Consider the following 13,468-nt stretch of genomic DNA (forward strand, 5'->3'; position numbering starts at 1 on the left):
CCTCACCCCGTCGGGTGAGGCTTTTGTGCAAATGGAGGAAAGTGATGAGTCTGGAAACCTGGCTGCTGTTCAGCGGCGCTGCGCTGGTAGTGATCCTGATCCCGGGGCCACTGTCTTTGCTGATGATCAGCAACAGTTTGAATTACGGCCTGGTCCGTTCCTACCCGGCGTTTCTTGGCGGCGTGATTGCCTCGATCTGCCTGTTGAGTGCTTCGGCGCTGGGCTTGGGCGCGCTGCTGCTGGCATCGGAACAATTATTCAGCGCACTGAAAATCGTCGGCGCGCTGTACCTGTTCTACCTCGCCTGGCAGAGCTGGCAGCAGTCGGGCCAACCGTCCCACGGTGCGCAAGTGCCTCAGGCCGCCGCAGTGCCACGCTTTCGCGCACTGTTCGGGCGCGCTTTCATGCTGGGCGCGAGCAACCCCAAGGACATCCTGTTCTTCGCCGCGTTTCTGCCGCAATTCTTGAGCGCCGGGCAACCGTTCCTGCCGCAATTGCTGGTGATGATCGCCACCTGGACCGTACTGGACCTGCTATGCAAGCTGGCCTACGGCCTGGGTGCCCATGGCGCGGCGCGGTATCTGCGCAGCGGCAAGGGCCAGAGCTGGTTTAACCGGGTCAGTGCCGGACTGTTCGGTGGAGCCGGGGCTGCGTCCTTGCTCAGCGGTCATTAAGGCCTTCTGACGCAAACCGGCACACAAGTTGCTCGGTTCTGGCACCCCCACGCCGGAATCGAGCATGCTCCACTCCCACCTCACCACCCTTAACGCCGTTTCCCTGGTGCTCGACACCTTCAAGGCCCAAGGTCTGCCCAGCGCCCCCCTGCTCGCCGGCAGCGGCATCTGTGCCGCGGATCTGGCCCGGGCGGACACGCGCATCACCACCAATCAAGAGATGCAGGTCTGCGCCAACGCCGTCGCCCTCAAGCGCGATATCGGCCTGGAACTGGGCCGACGCATGCATGTTTCGTCCTACGGCTTGCTCGGCTACGCCCTGCTCACCAGTGCCACCTTTGGTGACGCATTGCTCCTTGCGATGCGTTATCCGGCGCTGTTGGGAACACTTTTCGAGCTGAGCCTGGAAGAGGACAACGAGCGCGTCTGGTTTGTCGCCGCCGATTACCGGGAGAATCCGGCACTGGCGGTGTTCAACGCCGAGTTCTGCCTGGTGTCGTTGAAAGTCATCTGCGATGACCTGCTCGGGCACGCCCTGCCGCTGCTGGCTGCACGCTTCGAACATGCCGCGCCCGATTACCAGGTTAACTACGCCGAACACTTCAATAATTGCCCGCTGCACTTTGGCACACGCAACAACGCCTTCGCGTTCGACAAGCGCTGGCTGGATCAACCCTTGCCCCTGGCCGACGCCATCACCCACCAGGCCATGGCCGAGCGTTGCCGCAAGCAGAATACCGAGTTCACCGGGCGCCAGGCCTGGCTGGGGCGGATCCGCCAGCTGCTCAGGGCACAATTGCATGCGGCACCGGGACTCGAGGGATTGGCCGAGCAGATGAATTGTTCAGCACGCACCTTGCGCCGGCACCTCAAGGACCTGGGGTGCAGCTATCAGGAATTGCTCGATGAGCTCAGGTTCGAGCAGGCCAAGCTTTTACTCTGTGAAGACCAGATGCCGATCTACCGGATCGCCGAAGCATTGGGTTTCAGCGAGACCGCGAGTTTCCGCCATGCGTTTATGCGCTGGAGTGGTGTGACGCCTAGCCAGTTCCGGCCCTGAAGAACACCTCCTGCCGGTTTACCTACTGCGCAATGCCTGCGTTCGGCCATCGTGGTTTAACGGGGCGCTCGCGATCAAAAGCAAAGCAAGGCGGCCTGACAGCCGACCTGACTTGAAGTGAATACGCCGATCGTTCCCACGCTCTGCGTGGGAATGCATCCTGTGACGCTCCGCGTCACCATTGCGCACGGCTCACGTCATGCGTCGTCAGTGGAACGCAGAGCGTCCCTGGCGGCATTCCTTTGCTACGCATGGGAACGATCACATCCCGGACAAGCCACCTCGTTTTTACTTTTGCTTTGGCTTTTGATTTTTATCCAGGAAGGGGCGAATTTCGGTCAATTATTTTGGCCACATTAATCCCCTTTTGGCCTTTCCTGCCGTTCTCCGAAATCGTCCGCGCCGCAAGACTGTGTGCAACCGAAACCGCCTGCGGAGAACAATAAAATGCTGACGATCTACTCGGATGATCACCACCTGCACCACGGCCGTTGCGAACTCATCGACGGGCAACTCAAGCCCTGCTTTGAAATGCCTTCGCGTGCCGATCATGTGCTGTCATGTGTGCAAAAGCAGAACCTGGGTCCCGTAGAAGCACCGAAGGATTTTGGCCTGGGGCCAATCGAGCGTATCCACAGCCGCGACTACCTCGACTTTTTCAAAGGTGCCTGGGCGCGCTGGACCGAATTCAACACCGACGGTGACTTGCTGCCCTACACTTGGCCGGCCCGCACCTTGCGTCGCGTCAAGCCCACCAGCCTGCACGGCCAGCTCGGCTACTACAGCTTCGACGGCGGCGCGCCGATCACCGCCGGCACCTGGCAAGCAGCGTACAGCGCGGCGCAGGTCGCACTCACCGCGCAAGCAGAGATCCAGCGCGGTGCCCGCAGCGCCTTTGCCCTGTGCCGCCCACCGGGACACCACGCCGCCAGCGACTTGATGGGCGGTTATTGCTACCTCAACAACGCGGCCATCGCCGCCCAGGCCTTTCTCGATCAGGGCCACAAAAAAGTCGCGATTCTCGACGTCGACTACCACCACGGCAATGGCACCCAGTCGATTTTCTACGAGCGTAGCGACGTGCTGTTCACCTCGATCCACGGCCACCCGGAAGCCGAGTTCCCGTTCTTCCTCGGTTACGAGGACGAGCGCGGCGAAGGCGCCGGTGAAGGCTTCAACTTCAACTATCCTTTGCCCGCCGGCAGCGGCTGGGATACCTGGAGCGCTGCGCTGGAGCAAGCCTGCAACGAGATCGAGACCTATGACGCCGACATCGTCGTCGTCTCCCTGGGCGTGGATACGTTCAAGGACGACCCGATCTCCCAGTTCAAGCTCGACAGCCCCGATTACCTGGCCATGGGTCAACGCATCGCCAGGCTCGGTGTGCCGACGCTGTTCGTGATGGAAGGCGGTTACGCGGTGGAAGAAATCGGCATCAACGCCGTCAACGTGCTTGAAGGCTTTGAAAACGCTTAACGGGGAATCGCATGACAATGAAAAATCTAAAGCGCCTGATTGTTCCTGCCCTCTGCGCCACGGTGCTCGGTGGCGGCGCACATGCAGAAGAACGAACGTTGCGCGTCTACAACTGGTTCGACTACATCACCCCCAAGGCCCTGGAAGATTTCAAGGCCCAGAACCCAGAGACCAAACTGGTCTACGACATCTTCGACACCAATGAAGCGCTGGAAGCCAAGCTGTTGACCGGCAACTCCGGCTACGACGTGGTGGTGCCGTCCAACGTGTTCCTGGCCAAGCAGATCGAAGCCGGTGTGTTCCAGCCTCTGGACCGCAGCAAACTACCGAACTGGAACCACCTCGATCCCAAGCTGATGAAGCTGATCGAAGCCAACGACCCGGGCAATAAATTCGCCGTGCCGTACATGTACGGCACCATCCTGATCGGCTTCAACCCGGACAAGGTCAAGGCCGCGTTGGGCGCCGATGCGCCGGTGGACAGCTGGGACCTGATCTTCAAGGAAGAGAACATCAGCAAGCTCAAGCAGTGCGGCGTCGCCCTGCTCGACTCGCCTTCGGAGATCCTGCCCCTGGCCCTGCAACACCTTGGCCTGGACCCCAACAGCAAAAAGCCTGCGGACTACGACAAGGCTGAAGCGCTGCTGATGAAGATCCGTCCGCACATCACCTACTTCCACTCGTCCAAGTACATGGCCGACATCGCCAACGGTGACATCTGTGTCGCCGTCGGTTACTCCGGCAGTTTCTCCCAGGCCGCCAACCGCGCCAAGGAAGCCAAGAACGGTGTGGTCGTAGACATGCGCCTGCCCAAGGAAGGCGCGCCGATCTGGTTCGACATGCTCGCGATTCCCAAGGGCGCGAAGAACCCGCAAGACGCCTACACCTTCATCAACTACCTGCTGCAACCCCAGGTGATCGCGCCGGTCAGTGACTTCGTGGGCTATCCGAACCCGAACAAGGACGCCACGGAATTGGTCGACCCGGCGATTCGCAACAACCCGAACCTGTACCCGACTGAAGCGGCCATGGGCACGCTCTACACCCTGCAACCGCTGCCACGCGATGCCGAACGTGCGCGGACCCGGGCGTGGACCAAGATCAAGTCGGGGACTTGAAACGCGGCGCAGGGAACTGAATAAAACGAAATCCCCTGTAGGAGCGAGCATGCTCGCTCCTACTGCGATAACTATCTACCACCTCCTGTTTCCACCGGCCCTCTACCGTGCCCGAACCCGCGCTGTCCCAAGCGCTTCACCGGACACAGGAAACGGCCATGCCCGCCATACCCTCCAACAATCCCGACGACATACTCACTCAATTGGTGACCGGCCCTTCGCTCAGGGAAGTCGCTTCGACCTCGATCCGCACCGCCCTCGACACCGAGTATCCGCAACTGCACATCGATCCGAACCTGACCGTGGTGGTTACACCCGCCTGGACCATCAGCGACAACCAGGTCTTGCCCGCCAACAGCCGGTTCGAATCCCTGACTGACGCGCTGGTACGGCTCACCTTGTCTGGCGCGACAGCCACCTACATCGACGGGGAACACTTCCTGACCCGGCAACCGGGTGTGGAGCCAGGCATCAAGCTGCCGGTGAAGATCGATGCCATCGGCTGCCTGCTCAATCGCCTGGCGCGCTTGTTGTTCGTGGCCTATCAGGAGCAACAGCTGGACTACTGGAATGAAGCCATCGCCCCCAACAAGCCCCGCTGGCATCAAATCAGCGAAGCCCTGCACAGCCTCTGGAACGACGACAAACCCAAAGACTGGGACGAAGACCAACTGGCCCTGGCGCTGACCGTCTACAACTACCCGCAACAGGCCGATCGTCAGGCCCACGACAAATACCAGACACGCGCCTGCCTGATCGACATCGACCATCTCGATCAACAACACAGCGAACACCGGCAGCTGATGGACACCGCCGTCATTGTCGGCACGCTGGAGAAACGCACGCTGATCGTTACTCATTCGATCATCGAAGGATTCAGGCACTACGATTCGTTGGCGGCATTGGGCGAAGTTCTTCGCCGACGCGTCACTCCATCGGAAAATGCTCAACAGTTGCAGTGGTGCCTCTACGAACCCACGGGCGATTTTTTCGACCAGCAGGCCTGTGCGTTGATCGCCTTGGAAATCCAGGCCATTGGCTCGCTCAACGAGATGGCGGTGTCGACGCTGGCCCCACGGATCGCGGCAGCGGCTGGACAATTCGAAAAGCGGGTGCAACAGCGCCCCACCCGTTTCAACCAGATCCAGCGTCTTTTACCGGACTGGTTGCTGAATGCTTCGACAGTAGATCTTACTCGCTACGGTCGGCACTTGATGGACCTGGCGTTGGTACGCGAGCAGCACGCCGGGAAATCGTTTCACGATGGCATTGCTGCGTTACGCGAATTTACCCTGAAGGCCTTGCAAGACCAGATGACAAAGGATCACCCGCAAGCGTCCCTGCCGCACCTGGAAGACATTCAAATCAGCAGCACTCACCCTGTGATCCTCGGGACATTCGCGGTGCCGGGCGAAACCGAAACCGTCACGTTGTCACTCGTCGATCTGGCGTTGCAGAACCTCACAGCCCTGCCCTGGGGTGAAAAAACCGTGCAATACCGCGACGGTTCAGCGGTTGCGCCATGGCTGACGCCGACCTACCTGGACAGCCTGGTGAGCGCCGTGAACATCGGCGAAAACTACCCGAGGCTGATCAAGCGCACACTGCTCGACGACCCGCAGGAAAAGGCCCGGCGCCAGCAACTCTACGCCGAAGACCTGCGCATCCAGCTACCGCTGCAAACGCTGCAAGCGAAGATCCGTGGCGAGGCCGGGATCGATGAACTGGGCTATCGCTATGTCGTCGCGGCCTTGCAGGAGAAGGCCGCGGATCGTTATGTCGAGGGTCTGGAAATCATCATCCGCCCTCTGGCTTTTATTCCAGGCGGACGCAACGATGGCAAGGCTGACGAAGTCGCCAACATGTTCGTGATCGGGCCGCGACAAGGCGAAAAAGGTCCGTGCCTGCTGTATCGGCCACTGCTCGATCATCCACTGTTGCAATACCCCGGCGAAGCGAGCCTGCTCTACGCCATCAAGCACAACAGGGCGTTGCGCCAATCGGTGCTGGCCTGGTTAGCGGATGACGTGCGCTTTAACTACTCGCAGTACGTGTTCCCAGGCGAGTTGCCCTCCGTCTGGACGTTGTCCCAGTTGCTGGTTGATTCAACTTCGATACTGGGGATGATGGGCGCCTTGACCCTGGGTTCGTCGCCGGTGCTGCAACCCGCCTTGCCGGTACTGTTTAGCGCCAACGCCAATGCCTTGGTCACCTTGGCCGACCGGCAGTCGGTGTCCAATGCGCAAAGCCGTTGGGCTACCCTCAAGCAAGCGGCCTGGATGCTGTTCAACGTAACGTTGCCTTTTCTCGGGCGTACGGCGGCGACTGCGGCCTGGATCTGGCAAATCATGGACGATCTGGACGAGGCGCGCGAAGCCCGGGAAGCGGATGATTCCGAGCATGAATGGACTGCGTTGACCGACCTGTTCCTGTCCCTGGGCATGGTCCTGGCGCACCACGCCGCCACGCGCAACAAACCACGTGCCCCACACCTTGAGAGCGCTACCCCACCACTCGAAAAACCGGTCGCGGCCATCACTGTGACGCAGATGCCCGATGTCGTCGCTCACCTGCTGCCCGACAACCACCCGACACCCCTGCATACCTTCGGCATTTTGTCGCAAGCGAGCCTGGCGTCCGTGCTGGACCGGCTGGCTATCGCCAAGCCCACCGGGCTCGAAAAGCCGTCGAACGAACCCGGCCCTCACCGCTATCTGAGCCCGCTCGAGCAAAAGTGGTATGCCCAGGTGGGCCAGCGCTGGTTCGAAGCCTGGCTCAACGACGACGGCGATGTGCAAATCATCGACTCGCGCATCACTCCGTCACGCCGGGGTCCGCTGCTGATTCATTCCGCAGGGGGACAATGGTTCATCGATACGCGCTTGCGATTGCGCGGCGGAGGCCGCAGCCGAAAAGCGCTAGCCCTGGAAAACCAGCAACGCAAGGCCACGCTGAAACTGCAACTGAGCGCGTTTGAAAGTCGCAAAACCCAGCTGACAAAGGAGCTCGATGCCGTGCAGAAGACAGTACCAGCGCCTACCACGGACATTGTCGACCCGAATCGGCAACGCCTGATCGAAACCCTGGATGCGCATGTGGCGGAATTCGGCACCTTCATCGAACAGCTCAAGTCCTACAACAGCATTGAATCGATCCCCAACTACCGTGCGGTCCTGGTCGACTGCCTGGATCATCAGTTGTCCCTCACGCAGCAGTGGTTCATTCAGCAAAACAGAGCGTTTGGCGAACACATGCGCCAATCCCTGGCGTTGCTGGATAACGAGCCGGGGGACGGCACACAGACTCCGCGCCAGACACACCAGCTCACCAGCGATCTGACCCAGGGCTTCATCGACAAGATCGAGTTTGCCCAGGCACGCATCGAAGAGTTGAAACGACTGGGCAAGGAAGCGGCCGAAGTGGCGCGAGAGAGTCAGGCAGTGCTGCCCCGTTACGCGCTGCAGGATCTGAAACTGTTCCAGATCAGCCTTGCCCAGGAACTTTGCTTGAGTGACAGCGCCTCCGTGGATACGGCGCCAGCCCGACAAGCCATGACACGACTTGTCGAGGATACGGGCCTGACCGTCCAGTCTTCGCTGGAGCTTGCCGAACAAGACAATGCACTGCCCCTGCCTGAGCGAATCGACGGTTTCAGTGAGCTGGTGGAACAGTTCGCCATCCTCGACCTGCGGATACAGGACCTGCCTGACGAGTTTCCGCGGCAGTTGCTGCAACCCCCATTGGACCTCATGCGCGAGCGCATCGAAACCTTCAGGGAGCACAGCGTTAAGCACCTCGCTGGTCTTCTGCAAGAACGCAAATCACTCGAACCGACACCGGGTCCTTCTCGCCCCGCCCCTGTCTCAAAACGCATCATCAAGACCCGTTACAAAGGCACGGTGGTTGGCAAGCCACGTGTGCGCACGGCGGCGGACAACACCGAATGGGTCGACGTGATATCCCCATTGACCAACAAGGTCACCGCGACATTCCATGAGAAAACACCGGGCGTCTGGGTGGAACATGAACCTGCGCCGGAGCAGGCACCTGCCCCTGTGCGACCTGATCTGCAAATCAGCGTCCAGAAGGGGCAGGCGCTGGTGGATCAGTTGCAGCCGTTTATCCGTCGCACCGAAGGGCACTCGAAGGTAGCGGGACGCAATCCCACGGAAATAGAAGAAATGTTTCACCAGTACGCCAGGCGACTGCAAGAAGCGAGCGATACGATCGAAGAAGCCCTCACCGACAATAATGCGACTGACGGCGGGCCGGCGTCAGCCGTACTGCTGGCCAAACAGCTCAATGAGGGCGCGACCGAGCTCTTTGATAAAGGTCGCCGGACCCGAATCCGCATGACAAAGGAACAGCCCCCCACCGCCGCCCGCGTTGAATGGCTGATGAGCAAAAAACTGATAACCATCGCCAAGACACCCGGTCGGCGGCGACTCAAAGGGCATAAAAACGACTTTCTCGAAGAATACGAGATACGCGAACATGGCACTGCAAAGGTGCTCTGGTACGCCCACTTTCACTATTCAGGCCCGGACACCGCCCCCAAAACCTACACCGCTGCCCACCTGAAAACCGAATCCCAACGCCTGCTCGGCAGTACATTGGATAAGCGCACATCGGCCTCCAACAACGAGCTGATCGCGGTTTATCGCAGCGAAATCAGTACGAAACTGGCGGATGAATTGTTCTTGTCAAAGATCAAGCAAGCCGCTTCGAGTTCCTGAGAGACAACCCGCACCCGCCAGGATTCGCGCTTTCAGCGAGTCCTGCGCCAGACCTTTTCCAAACGTTCGAGTGCCGCGCTGATCGCCTCCTCCGGCACCGCGGCAAAGCCCAGGACCAACCCGGCGCGTTGATCGGGCGTGTTGTTCGAATCCGCTAGCCAATAGCTGCTCAGGCCATTGATCTCGACATCGACGCTGGACGCAGCCTCTATCAGTTCACGCTCACGGGCCAGAGAGTCGACCATCACCGTCATGTGCAAGCCGGCTGCCACACTTGGCAGGTGACCCACACCGGCAATATCCGCGGGCCAATTGGCCAATAGCGTGTTGCGGCGGCTCAACGCGGCACGTCGCATGCGCCGCACGTGGCGCTGGAAATGCCCGGCGGCCATGAACTCGGCCATCACCGCCTGTGTGCTCACCTCGGAATGCCGGACATCCACCGCACGCCGCTGGGCAAATGCCTCGACCAATGCTGGCGGCAACACCAGGTAGCCCAGGCGCAGAGCGGGAAAGGCGACTTTGCCGAACGTACCGACATAGAGCACCCGCCCGTGACGATCGAGCGCGGCCAACGGCGCCAGCGGTGCGCCGCTGTATCGGTACTCGCCGTCATAATCGTCCTCGACGATCCAGCCCTGGTTGCGCTCGGCCCAGGCCAGCAATTCGAGGCGTCGCGCCAGGCTCATCACCACGCCCAAGGGGTATTGATGCGAGGGCGTCACGTAGGCCAGACGACAATCGCCCAGGCGCGCCAGTTCGCTGCAATCGATGCCCTCGCTGTCCACGGCGATGCCGTGCAATCGCCCACCCGCCACCGCAAACGCATGACCGGCCGCCCGATACCCGGGGTTTTCCACCGCCACCCCGTCCCCCGGTTCCACCAGCAACTGCGCACACAGGCTGATCCCTTGCTGCGCGCCGCTGGTCACGACGATTTGCTCCGCCGTGCACTGCATGCCGCGGGAACTGCGCAAATACGCCGCGATCATCCCGCGCAATCGCGCATCACCTTGCGGTGCGCCGTAACACAACTGCTGGAGATCCGGTTTGCGCCAGAATGCTGCATTCAGCTTGGCCCACACCTCGAACGGAAACAGATCGAATGCCGGCACACCGACCCGAAAAGCGCGCGGCGGACCGCTCGGAGGCGTCGGCAAATGATTGTTTTCCACCCGCGCCAATGCGCCGCTGCGAGCGACTTGACCGGCCGCCAACACAGGCACATCCAGGCCTTTGAGAGAGGTGCCTGGCGGGGCTTTCGGCGCTGTTTTGCTGCCGGGGAACGGTGCTTGGGGTAATTGTGCGACATAGGTTCCGTCACCCACCCGCCCTTCGATAAACCCTTCGGCGTAGAGCTGGTCGTAGGCCCGTACCACGCTGTTGCGGGAAATCGCCAGGGCCGCCGCCAGGTCCCGACTCGCCGGCAATCGCGTGCCGCTGGCCAGGCGCCCGTCGAGCACTCGAACCCGCAAGGCCTGATAAAGCTGGCGACTCAAGCCCTGGCGGCGGTCGAGCTCGATACCCGCCGGATTGAAGGACAAGGACAGCGGCGCATCCTTCATGACAATGGACCTATGAAATTTATCGTTAATGGCTCTTACAACAGACCAATAGCCTGCCTAGGATGCAGGCATTCGCCAAGGAATATTTCCATGTATACGCCCCGCGCCTTTGCCTTCAACGATTTGCATGAGCTGCAGCAACAGATGCTCGGCACTCGCCTCGCCCTGCTGGTTACCCATGGCGAACAAGGCCTGCAAGCCAGTCATTTGCCTTTGCTGCTCAATACCGACGAGGGTCCGAACGGAACCCTGTATGGCCATTTCGCCAAGGCCAACCCACAGTGGAAAGAACTGCAGGACGGCGCCGAAGCGCTGGTCATTTTTGCCGGCGCCGAGGCTTATGTCAGCCCCGGGTTCTACCCGAGCAAAGCCGAGGACGGCAAAGTCGTGCCGACCTGGAACTACGTGGCTGTGCACGCCTATGGCAGCGCTGAGGTGTTCACCGATGCCGAGCGCCTGCGCTCACTGGTCAGCGCCTTGACCGAGCGCCATGAAGCCGGTCGCGCGCAACCGTGGAAAGTCGCCGATGCCCCGGCCGATTACATCGACGGCATGCTCAAGGCCATCGTCGGCTTCGCCCTGCCGATCCAGCGCCTGGAAGGCAAACGCAAGCTCAGCCAGAACCGCAACGCCGCCGACATTGCCGGCGTGCGCGAAGGGCTGGCCGCCAGCGCCGACGCACACGACCAGGCCCTCGCCCACTTGATGCCAAAGGAATGAACATGAACCAGATCGACATCCGCCAGGTCAGCGCCGACGACCACGCCGACTGGCTGCCGCTGTGGCAGGCCTACCTGCGTTTCTACAACACGGAACTGCCAGAAACCGTCAGCCAAAGCACCTGGCAACGCATGCTCGACCCAAACGAACCCACCCATGCCGCCCTCGCCTGGGTAGACGGCAAAGCGGTGGGCATGGTGCACTTCATCTACCATCGCTCCAATTGGAGCATTGAAAACGCCTGCTACCTGCAGGATCTGCTGGTAACACCCGAATCCCGCGGCACCGGCGTTGGCCGTCAGCTGATCGAATTCGTCTACGCCACGGCCAAGGCCGACGGCTGCAACAAGGTGCATTGGTTGACCCACGAAACCAACGCCACTGCGATCCAGCTCTACGAGCGCATCGCTGAGCGTCCGGGTTTCATCCAGTTTCGCAAAGCCATTTAACGTTCAAGGAGAACAGCATGCCGACTTCACTCGCCGACTGGAAAGGCGTACCGGCCCCGACAGCCCAACTGATCGAAGGGCGTTTCATCCGCCTGGAAAGACTCGACCCGGCGCGCCACGGCGACGATTTGTTCAACGCCCTGCAAGGCCCGGGTGCCGATCCGAAACTGTGGGACTACCTGCCTTACGGTCCTTTCCCGCAGCGCAGCGTATTCAACGACTGGCTGAACAACCACGCCGCCAGCAGCGATCCCTACTTCTTCAGCGTGATCGACCGCGCCAGCGGCGAAGTACAAGGGATCCTCAGCCTGATGTCGATCGTCCCGGCCCAGGGCCGCATTGAAATCGGCCACGTGACCTTCGGCGCGCCGATGCAACGCTCACCCAAGAGCACCGAGGCCGTCTATCTGCTGGCCAAGGAGTCTTTCGCCCTCGGCTACCGGCGCCTTGAGTGGAAATGCAATAACGCCAACGCCCGCTCCAAGTACGCGGCCGAGCGCCTGGGGTTCAGTTTCGAAGGCGTGTTCCGCCAGCACATGGTCGTCAAGGGGCAGAACCGCGACACCGCCTGGTATTCGATCATCGATTCGGAATGGCCGGCGATTGGCGCAGGGTTCGAACGCTGGTTGAGTGATGAGAACCAGACGGATTCTGGACAGGTGAAAAGCCTGGTGGAGTGTCGGGGGTAAGACATCAGTGAGGGAGTGGAAGCTCCCTTGCCACGGTTTCAGCCCCCCTTCAACTCCCCGAAAACCGATCCCGACTGTTGGTCAGGTGCAGCACCATCGCTGCTCGAGCCGCATCGGGATCCTGTCGCTTGATCGCGTTGAAAATCGCTTCATGCTCCAGATTCGCCAGCTGCCCCAATTGCGAAAAGTCGGCGCCTCCACGTTCGTCGGCCTTCACCTGGGTACGAGGAATCATGGCATTGCCCAGGTGCTGCATGATTTCCGTGAAAAACGTATTACCGGTCGCCTCGGCAATGATCTGGTGAAAGCGCTTGTCTTGCTCGACGCAACTATCGTTGTTCGCCAGCGAAGCCTGGTAATCACTCAAGGCCTGACGCATACGCGCGAGCTGATCGTCGGTTCTGCGCATAGCGGCCAGTGCAACCGCCTGCACCTCCAGGCCCAATCTCAGCTCCAGCATGCTGCGGACACTCGCAACGGTATCCACATGCAGGCGCAGCCCTGGCTGGGAGGGTTGCTCCAGCACGAATGTGCCGATTCCGTGTCGTGTCTCGACTAGCCCCGAAGCTTGCAGCTTGGAGATAGCCTCCCGGACAACAGTGCGGCTCACGCCATGTTCGAGAACGATGGTGGATTCCGAAGGCAGCTTTTCGCCTGGCTTCAATTGGCCGAGCAAAATGCGCTGGGTCAGTGCTTCGACCACGCCCTGAGCCAGATTATTGGAGCGTCTGCGGACAGGGGTTCCGCTTTCAATTTGCATAGGTTCGAGTCCACGGAATTTTGCTTCACAGAGCTTAACACCCCACCGGAGATTCTCTGGCGAAATGCGAATGCACCCCCGCTACACCAGGTTAGAAAAGACTCCTACTTGTATGACAACACATCTATAAAGAACTGATTAATTCGGGACACCTTCCAGCTGAATGACAGGTCCAGCCTCTCAGACCCGGCACAATGCTGCAGTTAAACCCCTATAAATAC

The 13,468-nt window shown here is 60.4% G+C and carries 10 protein-coding genes; 8 read left to right on the forward strand and 2 right to left on the reverse strand.

Annotation, left to right across the window (positions count from 1 at the left end):
• Window positions 1-44 precede the first annotated feature (44 nt).
• The 5 genes from PSUM_RS28480 (at window position 45) to PSUM_RS28500 (ending at window position 9,064) form a co-directional block, all read left to right on the forward strand.
• Window positions 45-674 (forward strand): LysE family translocator, encoded by a 630-nt coding sequence (locus tag PSUM_RS28480; protein ID WP_020801374.1) that lies wholly within the window; start codon window positions 45-47, stop codon window positions 672-674.
• Window positions 675-738: 64 nt separating this feature from the next.
• Complete coding sequence (locus PSUM_RS28485) at window positions 739-1,734, forward strand: AraC family transcriptional regulator (protein WP_083348700.1); 996 nt, start codon at window positions 739-741, stop codon at window positions 1,732-1,734.
• 447 nt (window positions 1,735-2,181) lie between these two features.
• Window positions 2,182-3,210: a histone deacetylase family protein gene (locus tag PSUM_RS28490; protein ID WP_083348699.1), complete on the forward strand. Its 1,029-nt coding sequence runs from the start codon at window positions 2,182-2,184 to the stop codon at window positions 3,208-3,210.
• Window positions 3,211-3,227: 17 nt separating this feature from the next.
• Entirely contained in the window at window positions 3,228-4,328 is a 1,101-nt protein-coding gene (locus PSUM_RS28495; RefSeq protein WP_083348698.1) for a polyamine ABC transporter substrate-binding protein, read from the forward strand.
• Between the two features lie 158 nt (window positions 4,329-4,486).
• Window positions 4,487-9,064: a hypothetical protein gene (locus tag PSUM_RS28500; protein WP_083348697.1), complete on the forward strand. Its 4,578-nt coding sequence runs from the start codon at window positions 4,487-4,489 to the stop codon at window positions 9,062-9,064.
• Window positions 9,065-9,096: 32 nt separating this feature from the next.
• Here the strand turns inward: PSUM_RS28500 and pdxR are convergent, their stop codons facing one another.
• Window positions 9,097-10,629, reverse strand: a complete 1,533-nt coding sequence (pdxR, locus tag PSUM_RS28505) for a MocR-like pyridoxine biosynthesis transcription factor PdxR (RefSeq protein ID WP_033044835.1) — start codon at window positions 10,627-10,629, stop codon at window positions 9,097-9,099.
• Between the two features lie 90 nt (window positions 10,630-10,719).
• Between pdxR and PSUM_RS28510 the strand changes: the two genes are divergently transcribed.
• The 3 genes from PSUM_RS28510 to PSUM_RS28520 are packed head-to-tail and all read left to right on the forward strand — an operon-like array spanning window position 10,720 to window position 12,487.
• Window positions 10,720-11,349 (forward strand): FMN-binding negative transcriptional regulator, encoded by a 630-nt coding sequence (locus PSUM_RS28510; protein ID WP_020801109.1) that lies wholly within the window; start codon window positions 10,720-10,722, stop codon window positions 11,347-11,349.
• A gap of 2 nt (window positions 11,350-11,351) precedes the next feature.
• A complete protein-coding gene (locus PSUM_RS28515) occupies window positions 11,352-11,798 on the forward strand; it encodes a GNAT family N-acetyltransferase (RefSeq protein ID WP_020801110.1) in 447 nt (148 codons plus the stop codon).
• A 17-nt stretch (window positions 11,799-11,815) separates the two neighbouring features.
• Entirely contained in the window at window positions 11,816-12,487 is a 672-nt protein-coding gene (locus tag PSUM_RS28520) for a GNAT family N-acetyltransferase (RefSeq protein WP_020801111.1), read from the forward strand.
• A gap of 49 nt (window positions 12,488-12,536) precedes the next feature.
• Here the strand turns inward: PSUM_RS28520 and PSUM_RS28525 are convergent, their stop codons facing one another.
• Window positions 12,537-13,247, reverse strand: coding sequence for a FadR/GntR family transcriptional regulator (locus tag PSUM_RS28525; RefSeq protein WP_033044833.1), 711 nt, complete (start codon window positions 13,245-13,247; stop codon window positions 12,537-12,539).
• Between the last annotated feature and the right edge of the window lie 221 nt (window positions 13,248-13,468).

The organism is Pseudomonas umsongensis, assembly GCF_002236105.1.
Taxonomy (GTDB): Bacteria; Pseudomonadota; Gammaproteobacteria; order Pseudomonadales; family Pseudomonadaceae; genus Aquipseudomonas; species Aquipseudomonas umsongensis.